At 41.6% G+C, this 25,316-nt stretch carries 20 protein-coding genes, 1 other RNA gene and 2 pseudogenes; 19 read left to right on the forward strand and 4 right to left on the reverse strand.

The features are described from left to right. Positions 1-155 precede the first annotated feature (155 nt). The 5 genes from P7J58_RS09385 (at position 156) to P7J58_RS09405 (ending at position 5,774) form a co-directional block, all read left to right on the forward strand. On the forward strand, positions 156-719 hold the full coding sequence (locus P7J58_RS09385; RefSeq protein WP_408572580.1) for a hypothetical protein: 564 nt from the start codon (positions 156-158) through the stop codon (positions 717-719). A gap of 520 nt (positions 720-1,239) precedes the next feature. Further along, the gene (locus tag P7J58_RS09390) at positions 1,240-2,223 is read left to right on the forward strand and encodes a rhodanese-related sulfurtransferase (protein ID WP_408556194.1); all 984 of its coding nucleotides are present in this window, start codon (positions 1,240-1,242) and stop codon (positions 2,221-2,223) included. 684 nt (positions 2,224-2,907) lie between these two features. Further along, positions 2,908-4,581, forward strand: coding sequence for an ABC transporter ATP-binding protein (locus P7J58_RS09395; RefSeq protein ID WP_408556195.1), 1,674 nt, complete (start codon positions 2,908-2,910; stop codon positions 4,579-4,581). Next, positions 4,578-5,411 carry an energy-coupling factor transporter transmembrane component T family protein gene (locus P7J58_RS09400; RefSeq protein WP_408556196.1) on the forward strand — a complete coding sequence of 278 codons (834 nt, stop codon included), beginning with the start codon at positions 4,578-4,580 and terminating at the stop codon, positions 5,409-5,411. Before P7J58_RS09395 ends, P7J58_RS09400 begins: the two co-directional genes overlap by 4 nt. 159 nt (positions 5,412-5,570) lie before the next feature. Next, on the forward strand, positions 5,571-5,774 hold the full coding sequence (locus P7J58_RS09405; RefSeq protein WP_408556197.1) for a cold-shock protein: 204 nt from the start codon (positions 5,571-5,573) through the stop codon (positions 5,772-5,774). Positions 5,775-6,078: 304 nt separating this feature from the next. On the opposite strand, the gene rsmG is transcribed toward P7J58_RS09405, so the two are convergent. From rsmG to recU, 3 genes are read right to left on the reverse strand one after another with little or no spacing between them, the layout of a single operon-like run. Further along, positions 6,079-6,792, reverse strand: coding sequence for a 16S rRNA (guanine(527)-N(7))-methyltransferase RsmG (rsmG, locus tag P7J58_RS09410; protein WP_004195222.1), 714 nt, complete (start codon positions 6,790-6,792; stop codon positions 6,079-6,081). A gap of 58 nt (positions 6,793-6,850) precedes the next feature. Then, positions 6,851-9,025 (reverse strand): penicillin-binding protein PBP1A, encoded by a 2,175-nt coding sequence (gene pbp1a, locus P7J58_RS09415; RefSeq protein ID WP_408556198.1) that lies wholly within the window; start codon positions 9,023-9,025, stop codon positions 6,851-6,853. Beyond that, positions 9,006-9,623, reverse strand: coding sequence for a Holliday junction resolvase RecU (recU, locus tag P7J58_RS09420; RefSeq protein ID WP_004194173.1), 618 nt, complete (start codon positions 9,621-9,623; stop codon positions 9,006-9,008). The genes pbp1a and recU overlap by 20 nt, the downstream gene beginning before the upstream one ends. A 65-nt stretch (positions 9,624-9,688) precedes the next feature. Between recU and P7J58_RS09425 the strand changes: the two genes are divergently transcribed. The 5 genes from P7J58_RS09425 to P7J58_RS09445 all read left to right on the forward strand — a co-directional run bounded on the left by P7J58_RS09425 (position 9,689) and on the right by P7J58_RS09445 (position 13,821). Further along, positions 9,689-10,228: a DUF1273 domain-containing protein gene (locus tag P7J58_RS09425; protein ID WP_024406404.1), complete on the forward strand. Its 540-nt coding sequence runs from the start codon at positions 9,689-9,691 to the stop codon at positions 10,226-10,228. A 70-nt stretch (positions 10,229-10,298) separates the two neighbouring features. Next, the gene (gpsB, locus tag P7J58_RS09430; RefSeq protein WP_408556199.1) at positions 10,299-10,634 is read left to right on the forward strand and encodes a cell division regulator GpsB; all 336 of its coding nucleotides are present in this window, start codon (positions 10,299-10,301) and stop codon (positions 10,632-10,634) included. A 138-nt stretch (positions 10,635-10,772) separates the two neighbouring features. After that, positions 10,773-11,137, forward strand: an RNA gene (gene rnpB / locus P7J58_RS09435) — RNase P RNA component class B. Between the two features lie 53 nt (positions 11,138-11,190). Further along, entirely contained in the window at positions 11,191-12,357 is a 1,167-nt protein-coding gene (locus tag P7J58_RS09440) for a class I SAM-dependent RNA methyltransferase (protein WP_029172045.1), read from the forward strand. 9 nt (positions 12,358-12,366) lie between these two features. Next, complete coding sequence (locus P7J58_RS09445; RefSeq protein ID WP_029943772.1) at positions 12,367-13,821, forward strand: cell division site-positioning protein MapZ family protein; 1,455 nt, start codon at positions 12,367-12,369, stop codon at positions 13,819-13,821. Between the two features lie 381 nt (positions 13,822-14,202). Here P7J58_RS09445 and P7J58_RS09450 read toward each other — a convergent pair whose 3' ends face one another. Next, positions 14,203-14,685: an S-ribosylhomocysteine lyase gene (locus tag P7J58_RS09450; protein WP_004194159.1), complete on the reverse strand. Its 483-nt coding sequence runs from the start codon at positions 14,683-14,685 to the stop codon at positions 14,203-14,205. A 128-nt stretch (positions 14,686-14,813) separates the two neighbouring features. Between P7J58_RS09450 and P7J58_RS09455 the strand changes: the two genes are divergently transcribed. From P7J58_RS09455 to P7J58_RS09495, 9 genes and pseudogenes are all read left to right on the forward strand, one after another. After that, on the forward strand, positions 14,814-16,427 hold the full coding sequence (locus tag P7J58_RS09455) for a ribonuclease Y (protein ID WP_408556200.1): 1,614 nt from the start codon (positions 14,814-14,816) through the stop codon (positions 16,425-16,427). A gap of 147 nt (positions 16,428-16,574) precedes the next feature. Beyond that, on the forward strand, positions 16,575-17,201 hold the full coding sequence (gene gmk / locus P7J58_RS09460; protein WP_408556201.1) for a guanylate kinase: 627 nt from the start codon (positions 16,575-16,577) through the stop codon (positions 17,199-17,201). Positions 17,202-17,224: 23 nt separating this feature from the next. After that, positions 17,225-17,539, forward strand: coding sequence for a DNA-directed RNA polymerase subunit omega (gene rpoZ / locus P7J58_RS09465; protein ID WP_004195201.1), 315 nt, complete (start codon positions 17,225-17,227; stop codon positions 17,537-17,539). A 77-nt stretch (positions 17,540-17,616) separates the two neighbouring features. Then, on the forward strand, positions 17,617-20,007 hold the full coding sequence (locus P7J58_RS09470; protein WP_408556202.1) for a primosomal protein N': 2,391 nt from the start codon (positions 17,617-17,619) through the stop codon (positions 20,005-20,007). A 135-nt stretch (positions 20,008-20,142) separates the two neighbouring features. Further along, entirely contained in the window at positions 20,143-21,081 is a 939-nt protein-coding gene (gene fmt, locus P7J58_RS09475; RefSeq protein WP_408556203.1) for a methionyl-tRNA formyltransferase, read from the forward strand. Further along, positions 21,068-22,381: a 16S rRNA (cytosine(967)-C(5))-methyltransferase RsmB gene (gene rsmB / locus P7J58_RS09480; protein WP_408556204.1), complete on the forward strand. Its 1,314-nt coding sequence runs from the start codon at positions 21,068-21,070 to the stop codon at positions 22,379-22,381. The genes fmt and rsmB overlap by 14 nt, the downstream gene beginning before the upstream one ends. 36 nt (positions 22,382-22,417) lie before the next feature. Next, on the forward strand, positions 22,418-23,155 hold the full coding sequence (locus P7J58_RS09485; RefSeq protein WP_004194145.1) for a Stp1/IreP family PP2C-type Ser/Thr phosphatase: 738 nt from the start codon (positions 22,418-22,420) through the stop codon (positions 23,153-23,155). Next, positions 23,155-24,684: pseudogene (pknB, locus tag P7J58_RS09490) on the forward strand (Stk1 family PASTA domain-containing Ser/Thr kinase); the annotation flags it as partial. The gene P7J58_RS09485 and the pseudogene pknB, both read left to right, overlap by 1 nt. Next, positions 24,685-25,149 (forward strand): annotated as a pseudogene (locus P7J58_RS09495) (PASTA domain-containing protein); the annotation flags it as partial. Between the last annotated feature and the right edge of the window lie 167 nt (positions 25,150-25,316).

A 25,316-nucleotide genomic window follows, 5' to 3' on the forward strand; every position in this document is an offset into this window, starting at 1 on the left:
TTCCCCTTTTATTTTTAGTGTAACATAAAAACTAACCCACCACAAAACGTGATAGGTTAGTTAACTTAATGACATTGAGCTACTACCTTCTTCTCTTTTTTCAAAAGTTATGGGATGAAAAGCAAGAGGTGGAGGCGAGTTGGCAAAATGGTAGAATGCAGATTCGCTTAGTGGTTGAAGAAGAGGGGTGGCAAGTCCATTACCGTTTTCCAGATAATCAGGCAAGGGAGGTTGAACGCTTATTGGCCTCAGGCATGCTGGTGGCCACTCGCTCCTCCAGAAATTTTATCAAGATACGGTCGAGTCGTTTTGTTGCACCGTATATAGCTCTAATCAAACAGCGTCAACTTTATCGAAAAAAGCCGAGTAAAGCTATGCTCCAGTGGGAAAAATACCAAAGTCAACTTATTGAAATCCAAAGGACCTATCAGCTAGTGGAGGAAAGTGCTCCGCAAACTTTTTTTGGACACTGGTTGAATAAGGTCCAACTCTATCTCTGCTCTGCCATTGCCAGCTATTGGGAAGAAGTTATTAAAGGAGTGGAGTGGCAGGAGGCAAGAGAAATCAAAGAGCAAAGGAAAGCCGAGAAGCCACATAATCCTATTGAAGATAAATGGAAGGAAAATATTGCTAGACGCCATAAGCGAAAAGTGGACCAACTGATTGGACATGATACCTTGGAAAAACTCCGACAACTGAAAACAGAATTAGACGACTAAGAAGTTATAGCGAACCTTCAATAAATGGGAGCGGGAAAGAACTCGACTGGTCAAAAAGAGTTCGTCAACAAGTCCTTATTTCCAGTTGTTGAGCTGAAACAGTCTATCCCCAGACTGTTTCACTCCCACCCCGCACAGCTCAAAAGGTTCGGTGAACCTTTTGAGGTTGGAAATAGAGCAAACTTTGTTCGCAACAGTCGTAATGGCCAGATTTGGAGTGTAAAACACGAATTGCTGAGATTTGCTTCACAAATCCTATCTCCAACCTTTAACAGTCCACTGGACTGTTAAAGCCAATCAACCACTGCGCTGAGATGTTGACACGAACCCTGAGAAGCGAGGTTGGTCTTTTTGCCCAGCCTCATTTTTTACACATAAGCACTGAATCTGCGAATACAGGTTCTAAATTTTCAGTTCAGATTTTTGTCTTTTGAGGGGCTAAACGATATAATCGTAAGGTATCATTTATTAGAAATGACAGAGTTTTATCATCTATTGCAAAGATTGAAAAGGAGACACTATGTCAAAAGATATTCGCGTTCTACTCTATTACAAGTATGTTCCAATTGAAAATGCCAAAGAATATGCTGCTGAGCATCTAGCTTTCTGTAAGTCTATCGGACTCAAAGGACGTATTTTGATTGCTGATGAGGGAATCAACGGTACTGTTTCTGGTGACTATGAAACAACTCAAAAGTACATGGACTACGTTCATGCAAACCCATTGTTCAGCGATTTGTGGTTTAAGATTGATGAAGAAAATGAGCAAGCTTTCAAGAAAATGTTTGTTCGTTATAAAAAAGAAATTGTTCACCTTGGTTTGGAAGACAACGACTTTGACAACGATATTGACCCACTCGTGACAACAGGTGCCTACCTATCACCAAAAGAGTTCAAAGAAGCTCTCTTGGACGAAGATACAGTTGTTTTGGATACACGTAATGACTACGAGTATGACCTTGGTCACTTCCGTGGTGCAATCCGTCCAGACATCCGCAACTTCCGTGAGTTGCCACAATGGGTCCGTGATAACAAAGAGAAATTCATGGACAAGCGCGTAGTTGTTTACTGTACTGGTGGTGTTCGCTGTGAAAAATTCTCAGGCTGGATGGTTCGTGAAGGCTATAAAGATGTCGGCCAGCTCCACGGTGGTATCGCAACCTATGGTAAAGACCCAGAAGTTCGTGGCGAATTGTGGGATGGGAAGATGTATGTCTTTGACGAGCGTATCGCGGTCGATGTTAACCATGTAGACCCAGTTGTCGTTGGTAAGGACTGGTTCAATGGCACACCATGTGAGCGCTATGTCAACTGTGGCAATCCATTCTGTAACCGTCGTATTTTGACATCGGAAGAGAATGAACACAAGTATGTTCGTGGCTGTTCAGCTGAATGCCGTGCTCATGAGCGCAACCGTTACATCTCTGAAAACGGCTTGACTCGTCAAGAATGGGCAGAACGCTTGGAAGCGATTGGGGAAACTCTTACTCCAGCAAATGCTTAGTAATACCAAAATTGCATTGAAAAATCAGTGCAATTTTTTTGTGCAATCAGAATTCTTTATATTTTTTCAGTCCATTCTATACGAAGCCTATCAATTAGAAAAGAGAAGGGGATGAAGTCATTTTGGATGAACTTATCCCTTTCGAAAATAAAATTATCCGTTGTCAACTTGCCTTGATGAACTCTAGTGCTATATTCGCTTCGTTTCCTAGGTTACTTTTGATTTTCATTGAGTATTAGCAGTAGCAGACCTTGAATAGCTGGTCGGTTTTATGAAGCAATCGTTTTTGCAGTTGTGACGTTTGGAGATATTAAGTCTGCGACTTTGCCTGAGAGTGGCAACTTGATTTTGATGTAGGCAGATAGCTTTGCTCAACGCGTACCATTTCAGGTAGTAGCGAGTGGCAATGAAGTCTTGATTTCGCTTAATGTGGCGAGTAGGAAAGAAGTGGATACACTTATCGATCGTGTTGAAGCAAATGGCGGGCAAATTACAGGATGCCCGACAGATGCCCGTGGCTTTTATGGTGCAAGTTTTACGGACCTTGATGGTATCATTTTAATGTGATTGTGATGTAGGAAGTTAGAATTCATCTGCTCTAGAATCATAGATGAACTTATTTGAAAAGGGAGAAACTGATGATTCTTCCTTTTTTTCAGAGTCAATTTACGCTATAATAGTCTTATGAAAAAAATCATTGAGTTTAAAGATTTTACATTTAGATACCAAGCGCAACAGGAACCCACTTTAAAAGATATTCAGTTAACGATTTATCAGGGAGAGAAAGTTCTGATTATTGGTCCATCTGGTTCAGGAAAGTCGACGATTGGACAATGTCTTAATGGTATTATTCCCAATATTTACAAGGGGGAACATAGCGGAAGTTTACTATTGGATGGTCAGGAAGCTTTTAATCTTTCAATTTATGATAAGTCCTTGCTCGTATCAACGGTTCTTCAAGATACAGATGGTCAATTCATTGGCTTATCAGTTGCCGAGGACCTAGCTTTTGCTTTGGAAAACGACATGGAAAGCCAGGTGGTGATGAAGCAAAAAGTAGGAGATTGGGCAGAAAGACTGTCTTTGACCGATTTACTAGCACATCGACCACAAGATTTATCTGGAGGTCAAAAGCAACGTGTCAGTCTGGGCGGAGTTCTTATTGATGAGAGTCCTATTTTGTTGTTTGATGAGCCACTTGCTAATTTAGACCCCAAATCGGGCCAAGATACGATTGATTTGATTGACCGTCTGCACAAGCAAGAAGGGACCACAACCATTATTATCGAACACCGTTTAGAGGACGTACTGTATCGTCAGGTGGACCGAGTTGTATTGATTAATGACGGTCGGATTTTGTTCAATGGAGGACCTGATGATTTATTACGTACCTCATTGTTACAGGAAAACGGCATCCGTGAACCCTTATATCTATCGACTCTTCGCGCCTTAGGATATCCGATTGCGCAGGCAGAACGCCTCTCCTCAGTTTGGGAAATTGATATTGAGGCTTTGAATATAGCATCCCTACCGACTCTACACTTTGAAAATGGAGAGAAAGAGGCTTTGTTAGAAGTTAAGCATCTTCATTTTTCCTATCCTAACAAACAAGTTCTTACAGATATTCAACTGACGATTCATAAGGGGGAACGTCTAGCTATTGTTGGAAAAAATGGTGCTGGGAAATCTACTTTAGCCAAGGTGCTTTGTGGTTTTATTCAGGGTGAGGGTGAGATTCTCTGGAAGGGGCAGTCGATCAAAGAAGATTCTGTCAAAGAGCGAGCAGAACGGATTGGTTATGTTCTTCAGAATCCCAACCAAATGATTAGCCAAACGATGATTTTTGATGAGGTTGCCCTTGGTTTGCGTATGCGAGGGGTGACAGAAGAAGAAATCGAACACCGAGTTCACCATATCTTGAAAGTATGTGGCCTGTATTCGTTTCGTAATTGGCCGATTTCGGCACTTTCGTATGGGCAGAAAAAACGGGTAACGATAGCATCTATCTTGGTTCTCAATCCAGAAATTATTTTGCTAGATGAACCAACAGCAGGACAAGATCAACGACATTATCGGGAAATGATGGAGTTTTTGGATCAATTAAATGCCCAAGGGCACACCATTGTCATGATTACCCATGACATGCAACTCATGCTAGATTATTCAGATAGAGCTGTTGTTGTGGTGGATGGGCAGATTATTGAAGATGCCAGTCCAGCAGAAATTTTATCTGATGATACGGTGATTGAGCGAGCCAATTTAAAAGAAACATCAATTTTTCACTTGGCGGAGAGGGTGGGAGTTAATCCCTTAGAATTAACGACGTTTTATATGCAGGAAGAAAGGAGAGGAAGATGAGTCAACAAAAACTAATTGGCTACCATCCAGGAACTGGCTTGATTCATAGTTTATCGGCTGTCAGTAAATTACTCTTTTTTCTCATAGTTTCCATTCTTGCTATGATTACTTACGATACCCGCTTGATTCTTTTTATCGCAGTATTTTCTCTAGCCTTGTTCAAAATGTCAGGGATTCGTTATAAAGAAATCTCTCTTGTTTTAATTCTGACGATCATTTTTGCTGCAATGAATGCTCTGATGGTTCACTTGTTTGCACCACGGTATGGAGTGGAACTTTACGGAGCAGACACTCCCTTGCTATCAGGTCTGGGAGTTTATTCCTTGACGAGTCAGCAAGCATTTTATCTGGTGAATCTTCTCTTGAAGTATTTTTGTACAGTTCCTTTAGCGATTATCTTTCTCATGACCACTCATCCTAGCCAGTTTGCTTCCAGCTTGAATCAAATTGGGGTATCCTACAAAGTTGCTTACGCAGTAAGTTTGACCATGCGTTATATTCCAGATATTCAAGAAGAGTTTTATACGATTCGAATGTCTCAAGAAGCGCGTGGTTTGGAATTGTCCAGGAAAGGAAAAGTGATGGATCGTATAAAAGGGAATCTATCCCTTGTCATTCCTCTGATTTTCAGCTCCTTGGAGAGGATTGATACGATTTCAACGGCTATGGAATTGCGGCGTTTTGGAAAAAATAAAAAAAGAACATGGTATACCCAACAGCCTCTACAAAGAATAGATTACGCTGTCTTGCTAGTTATTCTTGCTCTAGTAGTCGTGACAATCTATCTATTTTTTGTTAATCAGGGTCGATTCTATAATCCGTGGCGATGATTATTGAGTTTATTGGGCTTATCAACCCTTTATCGTTGACATATAGGAAATATACTGTTACAGTAGGGAATGTAAATAAATTTAGAGTTTAAGTATCAGTTTCATCTTTTGTTTTTCCTCTTGATAAGTTTTACAAATAAATAAAAAGAGGTAACACAAATGGTACAAGGTACAGTTAAATGGTTTAATGCAGAAAAGGGATTTGGTTTTATTGCTCAAGAAAACGGTCCAGATGTATTTGCACACTTTTCTGAAATTCAGTCTAATGGTTTCAAATCTTTGGAAGATGGTCAAAAAGTGACATTTGAAGTGGAGCAAGGCCAACGTGGTCTTCAAGCAATCAATATTACAAAATTTGGATAATAAAAGAGGGAGCGGGAAAGAACTCGACTGGTCAAAAAAAGAGTTCGTCAACAAGTCTTTATTTCAAGTTGTTGAGCTGAAACAGTCTATCCCCAGACTGTTTCACTCCCACCCCCGCATAGCTCCAAAGGTTCGGGGAACCTTTGGAGGTTGGAAATAGAGCGAACTTTGTTCGCAACAGTCGTAATGGTCAGATTTGGAGTGTAAAACACGAACAAATCTGCCAATCAACCACTGCGCTGAGATGTTGACACGAACCCTGAGAAGCGAGGTTGAGCTTTTTGCCCAGCCTCTTTTCTTATGTTTAAAGGGGTCTTTTATTTGGCATACCAGCTTTGCGTGGAAACTTATTTGGAGTTTCCTTTTTCTTTTCGACGATGGTCAGTGTTCGAGGGTCGCCATTTGGAAGAGTATAGTCGTGGTTTTCAATGACTTTTGCGAAGAGGAGATTGAGTGCGTTTTTTGCCTGGGTCAATTCATCTTCTGCGCTGGACGCCTTGAGTGCGATTAATTTTCCGTTGAGCTTCAAATAAGGAATAGTCAATTCAGAAAGAATCTGCATGCGGGCAACTGCGCGTGCTGTGACAAGGTCAAATTGTGCACGGAAGTTCTTATCTTGTGCAAAGTCTTCTGCACGACCATGATAGAAATGAACACCTTCGAGCTCTAGTTCTTCGGCAAGCAAATGTAAAAAGTTAATCCGTTTATTAAGAGAATCAATGATGGTAACATCTAGTTGCGGAAAGATAATCTTCATAGGTAGGCTAGGAAATCCAGCTCCAGCTCCAATATCTAAAAGCCGAAGAGGTTCGTTCTGAATATGGCCTTGCAGGATTGGAGCGATAGAATCGTAGAAATGCTTTAGATAGACTTCGCTTTCCTCGGTAATAGCTGTCAGATTGATTTTTTCATTCCATTCCACTAATAGTTGGAAATAGCGATGAAATTGGTGTTTTTGTTGGTCAGTTAATTGAATACCTTGGTCTGCCAAGGTTTTATAAAATACTTCAGGTTTCATAATCTTATCTTATCATAATTTAAGCAAAAGAAAAACCCAGAAGAGTCTGGGAATTTTCTTATTGACCATCTGTCTGTCCCGTCGCAGGATTGTTTCCTGTTGTTGCAGTTTCAGTTGAAGAAGTTGCAGTCTCGGTTGAAGTTCCAGATGATGTTTCGCTTGATGTTGTCGTCGCTTCGGTTGTTTCACTAGTTTCAGTCGAACTAGAAGAACTTGTACTAGAGCTAGTGTACGTGTTATAAGCATTGGAGAGTGAGCGACTACCTCTGAGATAGTAGTTGGAACCGTAACGTACGAGTCCGCTTGGCATCTCCCAATCGGTAGCTGTATAGTCCGAATGCATAAAGAGCATCATATTGTGGTAGACATCTGTTGCAATTCGCATGCTGTTATCAAGGATAGGAGTCATACGATTGGTATATCCGGTCCAAACAGCCATTGCGTACTGACTAGAATATCCAACGAAGTTTTCATCAGGAACGACCATGTAGCTATAATTTGCTTCTGGAATTGAAGCTAGAATAGTATCCGTTTCGCTATCGGTATAGTTTGATGTACCTGTTTTACCGGCCATAGGAACTCCACTAACAGAAGCGTTTAATCCATAACCGTAAGACATAACAGCCTTCATCATATCGGTCATCATGTAGGCTGTTTCGGCAGACATGACTTTGGTCCCTTTAGGAGCATATTCTGTTACTGTTCCATCACTAAAGACAATTTTATTGACATACTGTGGAGCGTAGTAAGTACCACCATTAGCAAAAGCAGCGTAGGCAGCAGCCATTTTTTCACTACTTGCTCCATACTTACTGCTAGTATCGGATGTATTACTTGAAATAGCATTAGAGTAATGAATATCTGGATAATTGATACCAACGCTATTCAAAAATTTCAAGGCATTTTCTAAGCCTGTAGCTTCCAATGCTTTAACGGCTGTAACATTTCGAGAATACTGAATAGCAGTCTTAACAGAGATATTACCGTAGTATTGTTTATCCCAGTTATTGACAGGAGTTGGTGTACCAGGATAGTTATAAGGACCGTCTAAGATTAAATCTGCTGTAGATGTATAAATGCCGTTTTCAAAAGCAGGAGCATAGTCTGTGATTGGCTTCATTGTAGAACCGAAGTCGCGGTTGGTTTCAACGGCTTGGTTGGTACCAAATGAGACATTTGTTTCCTGTTTACGACCACCTAATTGCGCAACGACTTTACCATTAGAAACATCCACAACCGTTGAAGCTACCTGTAATAAATCATTTGGATAGCTGACATACATATCTGTATTGTAGATATTCCAAAGTTGCTGCTGGGCGGCAGGGTCGACGTTCGTATAGACATCCATCCCTGTTGTCAGCAAGTTGTAACCTGTTTTGGCTTCAACTTCTTCAACGACTTGTTTCAGATAGTTGTCCATATAAGCAGGATAAGCAGCTGCATTAGATAATGGTTGCAAACCATCTGTTACAGGTGTTAGAACAGCTTGTTCATACTGGGTATTATCAATGTACTTTTCTTCCAGCATCTCAGCCAATACCAAATCGCGACGTGTTTTTGCATCTTCTGGATTGGTATAAGGATCATATTGGTTTGGCGCTTGGGGCATTCCTGCTAAAAGAGCTAATTGAGGAAGAGTCAAATCTTTTAACTCTTTTCCATAAAAAGCAAGAGCAGCAGTCTTCATACCGTAATTACCATTTGACATATACACCTTGTTGATGTAGTAGGTCAAAATCTCTTGTTTGGTATTGCGGCGTTCCAATTGAGTAGCCAGCCAAGCCTCTTGAATTTTCCGTTTTAGATTTTGATCTTCTACGGATGTCGAGAAATAAGTCAGCTTGATAAGCTGTTGGTCAAGTGTCGAGCCACCCTGCAAACGTCCTCCGCTCAAGTTATTAATCAGGGAACCCGCAATACGAATCACGTCAACCCCTCTATGATTGAAGAAGCGTTGGTCTTCGATTGCGACAATCGCATTTACCAAGTCTGTTGGAATTTCCTCAGTCTTAGCACTCGAACGTTTTTCTGCTCCTAAATCTGCAATAAGATTTCCGTTCTTATCGTAAATTTTACTTGACACAGTTGCTGTCAAAGATTCTTCTGTCAATTCTGGAGCGCTTTGGATGTAGTAAACAACCAATGCAGCTCCGGCCAGGCAGGCAATGATAGCCCCCGCAAGTAACATATTTGCAGTGATTAGAAGAGCTTTTTTAATTGTTGTAGTTTTCAAAAGATTCACCACCTAATAGATTTTTTTCAACGATTTCCAGATATGGGATGCTGGGGAAACGCCCCATTTGAATCTCAAAGCCGTATTGTCGAATAAAGGTTAGAGGCATCGACTTACTACCCATGTCTACTTGATAAAATTCGATCAAATGAGTGGCTGGCAAGAGATAGGTTTCTTTTAATGTTGAAAAGTGAAGAAGGACAAAACAAATGCCACCTTGTTTTACAACCTGTTTCATGTGTTCGATCTGATGCGCATGAAAATTTTTCATGGGCATGGATGCTTTTTGGCGTGTCTCTTTCGCTTCAAAATCAATATAATGTCTTTTAAAAACACCAGAGTAGTCTGTTGTAGATGCCTGTCGAAAGTATGCCTCGACAATCTTAGCACGGCTCCGTTTGGGGTAATCAACTTTTACAATTTGCACGGGAGTTGGCTTCTTGTGAATGACAGCAATGTCGTGCGCAAGGTAATATTGATTGCTATCGTTGATAGCGGCCTCAAAAGACATTCCGCGATTAGCAAAGTTTACTCGCTGGGATGAAATAGGACTGGTTCTATTGATTTTTTTTGACACCTTATGAGGATAATTGACCATAGAACTCCTTCTTGATAAAATAATATCAGCATATTATACCATAATTAGCGAAAAGAGTACAAGAAATGGATACTAAGAGCCTTTTGGTAACAGGTTATAGACATACAGACCTGGGAATTTTTTCAGAAAAAGATCCTCGACTGCACATTATTAAATCTGCAATTCGTAGGAATTTTATTCGTTTTTTAGAAGAGGGTGTTAGTTGGTTTATACTGACAGGTCAATTGGGCTTTGAATACTGGGCCTTAGAAGTCTTAGAAGATTTACGAGCCGAGGGGTATCAACTGAGTATTGCAACAATATTTCCATTTGAAAATCATGGCGAACAGTGGAATGAGGCTAACCAAGCAAAGTTAGCACGGTTTAAGCAGGTTGATTTTGTAAAGTATGCCTATCCACGCTATGAAAACCCAGGGCAATTTAGAGACTATAACCAGTTTCTACTGGATAATACGACAGGTTGTTATTTGTTTTACGATTCTGAAAATGAAACCAATTTGAAATATTTATATCACATGGTCTTAAAGAAAGAAGGATATAATAGAAAAACGCTTACCTTTGAAGAATTGAATGAGGAGGCTGAAAATTTTTCAAATTCTGAGTGATTTGACTTGATTTTTCCCTATTTTTTTTAATATAATAGGAGTAGTGACGTTTTAGATTAGGGAGAGAGAGATGGCAAGTATTAAATTTACGACAAAAGATATTTTCGAGCAAGATTTTAAAATTGGTTTTCGTGGCTATGATCAAGATGAAGTGAACGATTTTCTTGACGATATTATGAAAGACTATGATGCTTATGAAGCGATTATCAAGGAATTAAAAGGTGAAATTGCTCGATTGAAAGCGCAGGCAGCAAATTCTCCCAAAACAACTCTTCCTACTGAAGAATCGAACGGCGTATTGCGTACAGAACGTTCATCTTCAGCGACAAACTTTGATATTCTCCGCCGTCTGAACCGTCTGGAGAAAGAAGTATTTGGAAAACAAATCGTTCAGGATCAAGAATAGAAAATTGTACACCTAAACTGACACTTTATTCGCAGTTATTTTCTTGCGCACAAATATATTCTGTATTTGTGTCAAAGATATTCCTTGATTTAAAGTGGCTTGCTTTGTAGATACAACTTCTAAGATAATTAAGGTGCAATTTTTGGATAATCGCGTGGTAGTTTTCTACCATGAGGAAAGTCCATGCTAGCACTGGCTGAGATGCCAGTAGTGTTTGTGCTAGGCGAATCAATAAGCCTAGGGACGCCCTTGGGCGTTACGGCGGTTAAAATGGCTAAGTCTTTTGATATGCCAGAGTAGATCTGAAAGTGCCACAGTGACGAAGTTTTTATGGAAACGTAAAAAATGGAACGCGGTAAACCCCTCAAGCTAGCAACCCAAACTTTGGTCGGGGCATGGGATGGATGGAAATGAACAGAAATCCTGACTGTTTAGACAGTAGACAGATGGTTATCGAAGGTGGTAGAACCTAGTACCACCGGAACAAAACATGGCTTACAGAAAATTGCATAAAATAGGTAGCTAGCTCTGCTAGCTTTTATTGTAGAGGAAAAAAATGAAAAAACAATTTGAGTTGATTGCAACGGCAGCAGCAGGTCTGGAAGCGGTTGTGGGTCGAGAAATTCGTAATCTCGGCTATGAATGTCAAGTGGAAAATGGCCGTGTTCGATTCCAAGGAGATGTAAAATCCATTATCGAAACCAATATCTGGCTGCGTTCAGCAGATAGAATTAAAATCATTGTTGGACAATTTCCAGCAAAGACTTTTGAAGAGTTGTTCCAAGGAGTTTTTAACTTGGACTGGGAAAATTACTTGCCTCTAGGCTGCAAGTTCCCTATTTCCAAGGCCAAATGTGTCAAATCGAAATTGCATAATGAACCAAGTGTGCAGGCTATTTCTAAGAAAGCAGTTGTTAAGAAACTGCAGAAACACTTCTCTCGTCCCGAAGGGGTTCCCTTGCAAGAGGTGGGGGCAGAGTTTAAAATTGAAGTGTCGATTTTGAAAGATGTGGCGACAGTCATGATTGATACGACAGGTTCTAGTTTGTTCAAACGTGGTTATCGGGTGGAAAAAGGTGGCGCCCCAATCAAAGAAAATATGGCAGCTGCTATTTTGCAATTATCGAATTGGTATCCAGATAAACCGCTGATTGACCCTACTTGCGGATCGGGAACTTTCTGTATTGAGGCAGCTATGTTGGCCAAAAATATAGCCCCAGGTTTGAAGAGAAGTTTTGCATTTGAGGAATGGCCGTGGGTTGAGGATCAATTGGTGGCTGCATTACGCAAAGAAGCGCAAGCTTCTATCAAGGCAGATTTGGTATTAGATATTGCTGGATCAGATATTGATGCTCGTATGATTGAAATTGCGAAGAAGAATGCATTTGCGGCAGGAGTTGAGCAGGATATTGTTTTCAAGCAAATGCGTGTGCAAGACTTGCGTACAGATAAAATTAATGGTGTCATTATTTCTAATCCACCTTACGGAGAACGTTTGTTGGATGATGAAGCCATTGTTACCCTGTATCGAGAAATGGGGCAGACTTTTGAACCACTCAAAACATGGTCTAAATTTATTCTAACTAGTGATGAGTTGTTTGAAACCCGTTTTGGACAGCAAGCGGATAAGAAACGCAAACTATATAATGGGACCCTAAAAGTGGATCTTTATCAATTTTTTGGTCAACGAGTGAAACGTCAAGTGCAAGAAGTACAAGGATAGGAGGACATCGTGGGAGAAAAAAATAGTCATCATCTTCCTTTGGATGAGGAGAAAGTTTTAGATTTTGAAGTGGCGAAAGATTTAACAATCGAAGAAGCAGTCAAAAAACATAAGGAGATTGAAGCGGGTGTGACAGAAGATGATGGTCTCTTGGATCGTTATATCAAGCAACACCGCGCAGAAATTGAATCTCAAAAATTTGAAACCAAAATCAATCCTCTTCCTTTAGTTGAGGTGGCTGATGAGGAAAAAAATCAAGGACGTGAAAGCGCAGAAGAGGTAGAAGCAAATGAGTCTTCTCTTACGGAAGTTAGTGAGGAGATTGCTCCTATTGTAGAAGAACTTTCGGTAACTCCGATGGAAACCTTGGAAGAAACAGTGATTGCAAGTACCGTAGCAATGGAGGGGTTATCTCCAGTGGCAGATGATTCTAGTTTAGAATTGGAAGAAGATGAAGCCGAAGACTTGGACCATAGTGAGGGCGCAGATAGGGATCAGAAAAAGAAATTTTACTTCTGGTCAGCAGTAGGGCTTTCAATGATTGGTGTAATGGCGACGGCGCTGGTTTGGATGAATTCTGTTAACAAATCGAATACTGCGACTTCTTCAAGTTCAACAAGTACAAGCCAGACGTCATCGACAGCATCAAGTTCGACAGATGCGAATGTGACTGCTTTTGAACAGCTCTATAATAGTTTCTTTACGGATAGTAGTTTGACCAAGCTAAAAAATTCAGAGTTTGGTAAATTAGCAGAACTGAAAGTGCTGTTGGAAAAATTGGATAAGAATTCGGACAGTTATACCAAAGCTAAAGAACAGTATGATCATCTTGCAAAAGCCATTGCAGCCATTCAGGCCATTAATGGTCAGTTTGATAAAGAAGTCGTTGTTAACGGTGAAATTGATACAACGGCGACGGTTAAATCAGGAGAATCTCTTTCTGCGACAACGACAGGGATTAGTGCGGTCGACAGTCTATTGGCATCGGTCGTGAATTTTGGTCGTTCGCAACAGGAAGTCGCTTCGGCTACGGCAGTAAGTGAGGCTGCAGTCACAAGCAACCAAGGTGCTGATGAAACTGTATCTACTGGTGTACCAGCGACAACAGAAGTCGCTTCAACAACGGTTTCAGACTCAACAACCGACTTTGGTATTGCCGTGCCAGCTGGTGTCGTCTTGCAACGTGACCGCAGTCGTGTTCCTTATAATCAAGCAATGATTGATGATGTAAACAATGAAGCATGGAATTTCAATCCAGGTATTCTTGAAAATATTGTGACTATCTCGCAACAACGTGGGTATATAACAGGCAATCAATATATCTTGGAAAAAGTTAATATTATCAATGGCAATGGCTACTACAATATGTTTAAACCAGATGGGACCTACTTGTTCTCTATAAATTGTAAGACAGGCTACTTTGTCGGCAATGGTGCTGGTCATTCTGATGCCTTGGATTATTAAACAAAAAAGCGTTTTAGCCGCTTCAGATTGAAGACAAAGTCCATTTTGGACAATTTTCTTCAATCTTTTTTCTTTATGTTGAAAATAAAAAACTCTCAGAAACGCCGAAATATCAATGTTTCTAAGAGTTTAATGACTTGTTATTTTTTCGCAAACTTCTTCAATTTTTTATACAGTCATTTGAATTAACTTTGATACATCGTCACTTTCGGGTTGCTGTACTCTGCAGAAGTGACTTGCTTTGCAAGTTATATCTCCAACCTAGCACAGCCACTAGGCTGTGCTAGCAACCTGCACCTCAGTTCCTTGTCTGAAAGTTAATTCATTCGACTATATTTTTAGGAGTTTGTCTACGTTCTGAGCGGTGTATCCGTTTTTTTGTTAGATTGGTTTTCTTTCAAAGGCATCGGTAGAGATTCCCTGAGAAAGGATTAGTTTGGCCCATTCTTTAGCTGAATGAAGGCTGTGGTCTTTGTAGTTACCACATGATTCAATAGTTGTTCCTGGGACATCCTCCCAAGTGATGCCTTCTGCAATTTCTTCCAAACTCGACTTGATGACTTGAGCAATCTTTTCAGAGTCTTGTTTTCCCCACATAATCATGTGGAAACCTGTCCGACACCCGAAAGGAGAGCAGTCGATTAGCCCATCGATGCGCTGGCGAATTAGTTTAGCTAATAGATGCTCGATGGTATGTAGACCAGCTGTATCCATTGCATTTTCGTTAGGTTGGATAAGGCGAATATCAAAGTTTGTAATAATGTCTCCTTTTGGTCCGACTTCTTCAGAAATTAAGCGGATGTAAGGTGCTTTCACAATAGTGTGGTCTAGCTCGAAGCTTTCGACAGTGACTTCTTTTTTCATGGTTTCCTCCAAATAAGTGATGAATTTATTATACCATATTTGACAATTTGGAATTGTGAAATCGGTTCAATTATGATAAAATAGATACAGATTTTGTGAAAATCGAATTATAAAAAAGAGGTAGAAATATGAATATCATTACAGTAGTAGTGACTCTTGTTTCTGCTCTCATTGGTTTAGTAATTGGCTACTTTGCCATTTCTTTGAAGATGAAATCTGCAAAAGAAACTGCAGAATTGACACTTTTAAACGCAGAACAAGAAGCTAGTAATGTTCGTGGTCGAGCAGAAGAGCAAGCTGAGGTTATTCTAAAAACAGCTGAGCGCGATCGCCAGACCTTGAAAAAAGAATTACTCTTGGAAGCTAAGGAAGAAGCTCGTAAGTACCGAGAAGAAATTGCAGAAGAATTTAAGTCAGAGCGTCAAGAGTTGAAGCAAATCGAATCACGCTTGACAGAGCGTGCGACCAGCTTGGACCGCAAAGACGATAATTTGACCAACAAGGAAAAGACTTTGGAACAAAAGGAACAAAGTCTGACCGATAAAGCTAAGCACATTGATGAGCGTGAACAAGAAGTTGTAAAACTCGAAGAACAAAAAGCTTTGGAGTTAGAACGAGTGGCGGCCCTCAGTCAAGAAGAGGCGAAGGAAATCATCCTTACCGATACACGTGATAAACTGACGCATGAAATTGCGACTCGTATCAAGGAAGCAGAGCGTGAAGTAAAAGAACGTTCTGACAAGATGGCAAAGGACTTGTTAGCCCAAGCGATGCAACGTATATCAGGTGAATATGTGGCTGAGCAGACGATTACATCGGTTCATTTACCGGATGATGCGATGAAGGGACGGATTATTGGACGTGAGGGTCGAAATATTCGTACCTTTGAAAGTCTCACAGGTATCGATGTTATCATTGATGATACACCCGAAGTGGTTGTTCTATCAGGTTTTGATCCGATTCGCCGTGAGATTGCCCGTATGACCATGGAGACCTTGCTTCAAGATGGTCGTATTCATCCAGCTCGTATTGAGGAGTTGGTTGAGAAATACCGTGTAGAGATGGATAATCGTATTCGTGAGTATGGGGAAGCTGCTGCTTATGAAGTTGGGGCACCAAACCTCCATCCAGACTTGATTAAAATCATGGGACGTTTGCATTTCCGTACCTCTTATGGACAAAATGTTCTTCGACACTCAATCGAAGTTGCTAAATTAGCAGGTGTACTTGCTGCTGAATTGGGCGAGAATGTGAATTTGGCACGGCGAGCTGGTTTCCTACATGACGTTGGTAAAGCTATTGACCGTGAGGTGGATGGAAGCCACGTTGAAATCGGTACAGAATTGGCTAAGAAATATAAAGAGAATCCAATTGTTATCAATGCGATTGCTAGTCACCATGGCGATGTAGAAGCGACAAGTACTATTGCAGTTATTGTGGCTGCGGCAGATGCTCTGAGCGCTGCTCGTCCAGGTTCGCGTCGTGAATCTATGGAAGCCTATATCAAACGCCTACAAGACTTGGAAGAGATTGCTAATAGCTTCGAGGGAATTAAACAATCTTATGCTATTCAAGCAGGTCGTGAAGTACGGATTATTGTACATCCGAATAGAATTTCAGATGATCAAATTACTATCTTGGCCCACGATGTTCGTGAAAAAATTGAAAATAATCTGGATTATCCAGGAAATATCAAAATCACAGTTATCCGTGAAACAAGAGCAACAGATATTGCTAAGTAAATGTAGAAGAGTCCGAAGGGCTCTTTTTCTACTGGCTCAAAGTTCGTTTTGGGTTGGGAACAGAAAATATTCTAATCGTATTTAAAAGCAGTTGAAATTCATGCTAAATTTTGTTACACTAGAATGAAAGATTTAAAAGGAGATATCATGAAAGAGCGAGGCTTACTCATTGTCTTTTCTGGCCCATCTGGTGTTGGAAAAGGAACAGTTCGAAAGGAAATTTTTGAAAGCTCTGATAATAAATTTGAATATTCTGTATCCATGACGACACGTCCACAGAGACCGGGAGAAGTTGATGGAGTTGACTATTTCTTTCGTAGTCGTGAGGAATTTGAAGATTTGATTCGCCAGGGTCAGATGTTGGAATATGCTGAGTACGTTGGAAATTACTATGGAACTCCTTTGACTTATGTTAATCAAACGCTTGATAAAGGGATAGATGTCTTTTTAGAAATTGAAGTACAGGGGGCCCTCCAAGTGAAGAAAAAGGTTCCAGATGGGGTGTTCATTTTCTTGACACCACCTGACTTGGAGGAGTTGCAAGATCGCTTGATTGGTCGCGGAACGGATAGTGAGGAAGTTATTGCTCAACGTATCGAACGTGCCAAGGAAGAGATTGCCTTGATGCGTGAGTATGATTATGCAGTTGTGAACGATGAAGTCCCGTTGGCTGCTGAGCGTGTCAAGCGTATTATCGAGGCAGAACATTTCCGTGTAGACCGAGTGATTGGTCGCTACGATGAAATGATTCGTGAACAGATAGCAGAACGATAAAAGAAAGAAGAGAGAATCGCATTATGATGTTGAAGCCGTCAATTGATACCTTGTTGGATAAGGTACCATCTAAGTACTCATTGGTTATTCTTGAGGCCAAACGTGCCCATGAATTGGAAGCGGGAGCAAAACCAACTCAAGAATTTACTTCTGTAAAATCAACCCTTCGTGCCTTGGAAGAAATTGAATCTGGTAATGTGGTTATCCACCCAGATCCAGAAGCAAAACGTGAGGCAGTTCGTCGCCGTGCCGAAGAGGCGAAGCGTTTGGCGGAAGAAGAAGAGAAGAAAATCAAAGAACAAATCGCTAAAGAAAAAGAAGAAGGCGAAAAGATTTAATAACAAACTCGGTTGGGATTGCCATCCGGGTTTCTTTTCACTTATGAATTGTTAGAGTCTTACAGAAAGGAGGCAGTATGTTAGCACAGGTTATTGTAGACGTCCCTTTGATGCAGACAGATCAAGCCTATTCCTACCGCGTTCCAGCTGAATTGGAAGAGGGGCTCATGGTTGGTGTGCGTGTCCATGTACCCTTTGGCAAGGGAAATCGGCTGATTCAAGGGATTGTAGTTGACTTGATTGATGAAAATGACGAAAATAAGGTACAAGACTTGAAAGAGCTTGCCGAGGTTTTGGACTATAGCCCCGTTCTCAATCAAGAGCAATTTTGGTTGGCGGACCAGATGAGGAAGTCGGTCTTCTCCTATAAAATTACCCTCTTAAAATCCATGCTACCCAGCTTGCTCAATTCGACCTATGACAAATTGATCCGTCCAGGGATTGGTTTGGAAATGGCAGAGCAGCTTAGTCTGTTTGGTGATAAGGAGCAGATTCGTTTTTCTGACTTGGACGTGACAGAGCAAGGGAAAATCATGCGTCTGGCCCAGTCAGGAAAAATATTGGTAGACTATGTGGCCAAGGATAAGAAGCAAATCAAGACAGAAAAATGGTACCGGGTTTGTCTGGAGAAATTACGAGAAGCAGACATTAGCAATCGAGCCAAGAAACGGCAGCAATTAAGGGAATTTCTTCTGGAACATTCTGAAGACCAGCTCCTTTCAAACCTAAAATCGGACTATTCAGCTGATACGCTACGCTATTTCCAAGAAAAAGGCTATATTGAAGTCTGGGAAGAGGAAGTGTCGCGGACTCAGGGAGTTTTTGATAAGGTGGAAAAAACGCAGGCCTTGGATTTGAATCCAGAGCAGGCCATTGCGGTTCGGGAGATTGTGGCCTCTATCGGTCAGGAAAGTCAGACATTTCTACTGCAAGGAGTGACTGGCTCTGGGAAGACGGAAGTCTATCTCCAGGTCATTGATAGGGTCTTGAAGATGGGGAAAACGGCTATTATGCTGGTACCCGAAATTTCCTTGACCCCTCAGATGACCAATCGTTTTATTTCTCGTTTTGGTCAGCAGGTTGCTATTTTGCATTCGGGCTTGTCTGACGGTGAGAAGTATGACGAGTGGCGGAAGATTGAGGCGGGAAATGCCCAGGTGGTTGTCGGGGCTCGCTCGGCTATTTTTGCACCATTGACAAATTTGGGTGTTATCATCATTGATGAGGAGCATGAGGCGACCTACAAGCAGGACAGCAATCCACGCTACCATGCACGTGATGTGGCAAAGTTGCGGGCTGATTATAATCGGGCGACTCTGGTCTTGGGGTCTGCTACGCCGAGTCTTGAAACACGGGCTCGGGCTAGTCGAGGAGTCTATGGAAGATTGACTCTTAACCAGAGGGCCAATCCCTTGGCTCGTATTCCAGAAGTGGAAGTTGTGGATTTCCGTGATTATATCGGTCAGCAGGAGGCTAGTAATTTTACCCCTGTCTTGATTGAAAAGATTAGAGGAAAGCTGGCTCGTAAGGAACAGGTCGTTCTTATGTTGAATCGGCGTGGTTATTCTTCTTTTGTCATGTGTCGTGATTGTGGGAGTGTTGACCAGTGTCCCAACTGTGATATTTCTCTGACGCTCCACATGGACACAAAAACGATGAATTGCCACTACTGTGGTTTTCAAAAGGGGATTCCTCAGACCTGTCCAAACTGTCAAAGTCGTTCCATTCGTTATTATGGGACGGGTACGCAAAAGGCCTACGATGAATTGCAGGAGCTCTTGCCAGAAGCTAGAATTTTGCGTATGGATGTGGATACTACCAAGAAAAAAGGTGCTCATGAGGACTTGCTCGAACGGTTTGGTCGAGGCGAAGCGGATATTCTTCTGGGAACCCAGATGATTGCCAAGGGCTTGGATTTTCCAAATGTGACGCTGGTTGGGGTGCTCAATGCTGATACGGCTCTCAATTTGCCTGATTTCCGTTCTTCTGAGCGGACCTTCCAGTTGCTTACTCAGGTAGCCGGTCGGGCTGGACGGGCTGATAAGGAAGGGGAAGTCCTGATTCAGACCTATAACCCCAATCATTATGCCATTGCCTTTGCCAAAGAGCAGGATTATGAAGGTTTCTATCGCTATGAGATGGGTATTCGGAAAAATCTTGGCTATCCACCTTACTATTTTACAGTTGGCTTAACCTTTTCGCACAAGTCGGAAGAATTTGTCGTGAAAAAAGCCTATGAAACAGTAGCCTTTCTCCGTCAACACTTAACAGATTCAATTCAAATCCTGGGACCGACGCCCAAGCCCATTGCCAGAACCCATAATCTCTACCACTACCAGATTATCTTGAAATACCGGCATGAAGACCGTTTGGAAGAAGTCTTGAACCAGATTTTGGATTGGACACAGGAGAGAGAAAATCAAGATTTGCGGTTGGTTATTGACAATGAACCGCAGAATATGATGTGAGGTCGTGTGAGACCTTGCATTTTTTTATTTTATTCGACTGATTTACCTTTAATTAAGGAAAAAATAAGCAAAAATGGTATAATTAAGGGATAATAGAATTTGTAAGAATCACGTAAAGGAGATGAGAAAGCAAGTATGACCAAGTTGATTTTTATGGGAACACCAACATTTTCAGCGACAGTCTTAAAAGGACTTTTGGCGGATGACCAGTATGAAATCCTTGCTGTTGTCACCCAGCCAGACCGAGCTGTTGGACGAAAAAAAGTCATCCAAATGACCCCTGTGAAAGAAGTAGCCTTGGAATACAATTTACCAGTCTATCAACCAGAGAAGCTATCTGGAAGTCAAGAAATGGATGAGCTGATGAATTTAGGAGCAGATGGGATTGTGACGGCAGCTTTTGGGCAATTCCTACCAACCAAATTATTGAACTCAGTTGACTTTGCAGTCAATGTTCATGCTTCTCTTCTTCCTAAATACCGTGGCGGTGCCCCTATTCATTACGCTTTGATTAACGGTGATGAACGTGCCGGCGTAACTATCATGGAAATGGTTAAGGAAATGGATGCTGGAGACATGATTTCCAGCGATAGCATTGCTATTGAAGAAAGTGATAATGTTGGTACCTTGTTTGAAAAGTTGGCTATTGTTGGACGGGACTTGTTATTACAAACCTTACCAGCCTATATTGCTGGTGACTTGAAACCAGTCGCTCAAAATCCAGAACAGGTAACCTTCTCGCCAAATATTCAGCCAGAAGAAGAAGTGCTTGATTGGAACAAATCTGCTCGTCAACTCTTCAATCAGATTCGCGGTATGTACCCGTGGCCCGTTGCCCACACCTATTGGCAAGGGGAACGTTTTAAAATTCAAGAAGCTGTAGAAACAGAAGAAGAAGGACCAGTTGGTCGGGTTATTACTCGAAGCAAGAAAGAATTGATCATTGCGACAGGTCAGGGAGCCCTTTCTCTGAAAACTGTCCAGCCAGCTGGTAAGCCAAAAATGACCGTTGCAGACTTTTTAAATGGTGCAGGTCGAGATATTGCAGTAGGAGATCAATTTGGTGATCAATAAACATGAAACAGCAAGAAGTCTAGCCTTATCTGTATTGGAACAAGTCTTTGATCAAGGTGCTTACTCGAACATCGCTCTCAATAAGACCTTAGAATCTTCTCGTTTATCAGCACAGGACAAGGGCTTGGCGACCGAGTTGGTTTATGGGACGGTTTCTCGTAAAATTACCCTAGAGTGGTATTTGGCATATTTTATCGAAGATAGGGAAAAGTTGGACACTTGGGTCTACTATCTCCTCATGTTGAGCCTCTACCAGTTGGTATATTTGGATAAATTGCCTACCCACGCAGTTGTCAATGAGGCAGTTAATATTGCCAAGCGAAAGCCTGGAACTGACAAATTTGTTAATGCCATTTTGCGTAAGCTTAGTCAGGATTCCTTGCCGAAACCAGCAGATATTAAAAGAAAGAACAAACGTTTATCCGTTCAGTATTCTGTGCCAGTTTGGTTGGTCCAAACCCTGATTGCAGAATATGGCGATGAACGTGCAGAGAAGATTTTCCAAAGTTTACATGATCGGAATAAGGCCAGCGTACGCGTGACAGATGGTCAACAAGTGGAGCGATTGGCAGAGGAGCTAGGCGCCCAACACTCGCAGTTATCACCAGTTGGGTTGGTTAAATCCCATGGACACTTTGCGGGGACAGATTATTTCAAGAAAGGACTTATCACCATTCAAGATGAAACCAGTCAATTGGTAGCTCCGACTTTGGATATTCAAGGGGATGAAATGATCTTGGATGCCTGTGCAGCTCCCGGTGGAAAAACCTGTCACATGGCTAGCTACCTGACAAATGGTAAAATCGTCGCCTTGGATCTCTACGACCACAAGCTAGCCTTGATTGAGGAAAACGCCCAACGCTTAGGCTTAGCAGATAAGATTGAAACCAAACGTTTAGACGCCAGTCGCGTCCATGAGGAATTCGGTCCAGCTACCTTTGATAAAATCTTAGTCGATGCTCCGTGTTCAGGTATTGGACTCATCCGCCGTAAGCCAGATATTCGTTATAACAAGGCAGCGATGGACTTTGATTCTCTAAAGACTATCCAGTTGCAGATACTGGACAGTGTTTGCCAAAGCTTGAAAATTGGTGGTATAATAACCTATAGCACATGTACGATTATTGCTAAGGAAAACCAAGAGGTTATTCAAGAATTTCTGCAAAACCATCCCAATTTTGAGCAGGTGACACTAGAACACCCTCAAACAGATATTATGGTGGATGGCTGCTTGTTGATAACCCCTGAACAGTATAAGACAGATGGATTTTTCATCGGTCAATTTAGAAGAAAATCCTAGAATAAGAGGAGGAAGTTGCTTAGCAACGAAAAAAGTATGGAAATTGCATTATTAACTGATGTTGGACAAAAACGTTCAAACAACCAAGATTATATTAACCGCTATAAAAACAGAGCAGGTATTGATTTAGTCGTATTAGCTGATGGAATGGGTGGTCACCGTGCCGGCCATATTGCTAGTGAAATGGCAGCAACAGATTTGGGAGCTGCTTGGGTTGATACTCAATTAGTGACCTTAAATGATGTCCGTGAATGGATGGTTGCAATCATTGATGCTGAAAACCAAAAGATTCATGAACTTGGACAGACAGAAGAATACAAGGGGATGGGAACAACTCTTGAGGCAGTTGTTGTCATCGACAATCAAATGATCTATGCCCATGTTGGAGATTCACGAGTTGGATTGATTAGAGATGGCGAATATACACGTCTAACCAACGACCATTCGCTGGTAGGTGCCCTTGTTCGAGCTGGTCAGCTCACAGAAGAAGAAGCACAGCGTCATCCTCAAAAAAATATTGTAACGCAGTCCATTGGACAAGCCGAACCAATTGAACCAGACATTGCTTTGAAAACTCTTGAGGTTGGAGATTATGTCCTTATTAACAGCGATGGCTTAACCAATATGGTACCAACCGAGGATATTCGTGATATTGTATTGAGTGATGTTTCAATTGAAAGCAAGGTAGAAACACTTGTACGTTTTGCCAATAATGCAGGCGGTCTAGATAATATTACAGTAGGTTTGCTTCACATTACGGAGGAGGCTAGGTAATGATTCAAATCGGTAAGATCTTTGCCGGTCGGTATCGAATCGTTCGGCAAATTGGTCGAGGCGGTATGGCAGATGTTTACCTAGCAAGAGATTTGATTTTAGATGGAGAAGAGGTTGCTGTTAAAGTTCTTCGGACCAACTATCAGACAGATCAAATTGCTATCCAGCGTTTTCAACGTGAAGCGCGTGCCATGGCAGAACTTGACCATCCCAATATCGTTCGTATTTCGGACATCGGTGAAGAAGATGGTCAACAGTATCTGGCTATGGAATATGTCAATGGCCTCGATTTAAAACGTTATATAAAAGAAAATGCACCACTCTCCAACGATGTTGCGGTGCGAATTATGGGACAGATTCTCCTTGCTATGCGCATGGCGCACACGAGAGGAATTGTCCATCGAGATTTGAAACCTCAGAACGTCCTTTTGACTTCCAATGGAGTCGCTAAAGTAACAGACTTTGGTATTGCAGTTGCCTTTGCTGAAACGAGTTTGACACAAACCAACTCCATGTTGGGTTCTGTTCACTATCTTTCACCTGAGCAGGCGCGTGGTTCGAAAGCGACCATTCAAAGTGACATTTATGCGATGGGAATCATCCTTTTTGAAATGTTGACGGGTCGCATTCCCTATGATGGAGACAGTGCTGTGACGATCGCTCTTCAGCATTTCCAAAAACCTCTCCCATCTGTTAGAGAAGAGAATGCCAACGTACCTCAGGCCTTAGAAAATGTTGTACTAAAAGCAACGGCTAAAAAATTAAACGAGCGCTATAAGTCGGTTGCAGAAATGTATGCAGATTTAGCTTCGGCTCTATCCATGGATCGTCGGAATGAACCCAGGGTTGAACTAGAAGGGAACAAGGTTGATACAAAAACCTTGCCGAAACTCTCCCAAGCCAATGTTGAAACGAAAGTACCGCATACAAACAGTTCTGCCCAAGTTTCTGCGACGGATAAAGGGCCTGGTAAGAAAGAAGTGGCGAAGTCGGGAAATAAGCCTGTTTCAAAACCAAGGCCAGGTATGCGTACACGCTACAAAGTCTTGATAGGGGCTATTTTGTTAACAGTCATAGCGGCTGGAATCGTGTTTTTCAACACTCCACGAACAGTTACAGTCCCTGATGTGTCTGGTCAAACCGTTGAAAAAGCTACAGAAATGATTGAAGTGGCAGGATTGGAAGTTGGAAACATCACAGAAGAAGCGACAGCGACTGTAGATGAAGGCTTGGTAATACGGACCTCTCCGGCTGCAAAGACGACCAGACGTCAAGGAAGTAAGATTGATATTGTAGTAGCAACGGCTGCGATGGTATCTATTCCAGATGTGACAGATAAGGATTCTGATACTGCACGGCAGGAATTGGAGGCTCTTGGTTTCCAAGTGACAATAAAAGAAGAATATAGCGAAAAAGTTGCCCAAGGACTTGTCATCAAAACAGATCCAGGAGCAAATAGTTCTGCTGAGAAGGGGGCGAAAATTACCCTTTATGTTTCCAAAGGAGTAGCGCCACAAGTTGTGCCAAACGTTGTTGGAAAAACTCAGGAGAATGCTACTCAAATTCTTCAGACAGCAGGCTTCAGTATTGGAACTATTACTCAGGAATATAGCTCATCTGTTACTGCGGGTCAGGTTATCAGTACAGATCCCGTTGCCAATACAGAGTTGACAAAAGGTTCTATCATCAATCTAGTTGTTTCAAAAGGAAAAGAATTGATTATGCCTGATTTAACATCTGGCAATTACACCTATTCACAGGCACGTAGTCAATTACAAACGCTAGGCGTCAATGTGGAAAGTATTGAAAAACAAGAAGATAGAAGCTATTACTCAACGACAAGTGACATCGTCATTGGACAATATCCTGCTACTGGAGCAACAATTGATGGAACAGTTACCTTGTATGTCTCAGTTGCATCGACCGGCACCAGTAGCGATTCCTCAACAGGAAGTTCCACCAGCACAAGTACTTCAACAGATAGCGGACGATAAAGATGAATAAGGTTGGGCAGATGCCCAATGTCATTAAGTTAAGCATTTAAGCAACTAAAGAAACTATTCTCGTCTGAGCAGTTCATGACTAAACGGGAATAGTTTTTGTATTTAGGGCGCACAAAAAGGAGGTTTTTTACCCCTATTTTTCAACTATTATGTTACTC

Source organism: Streptococcus suis (assembly GCF_046032535.1).
Lineage (GTDB): Bacteria > Bacillota > Bacilli > Lactobacillales > Streptococcaceae > Streptococcus > Streptococcus suis_AK.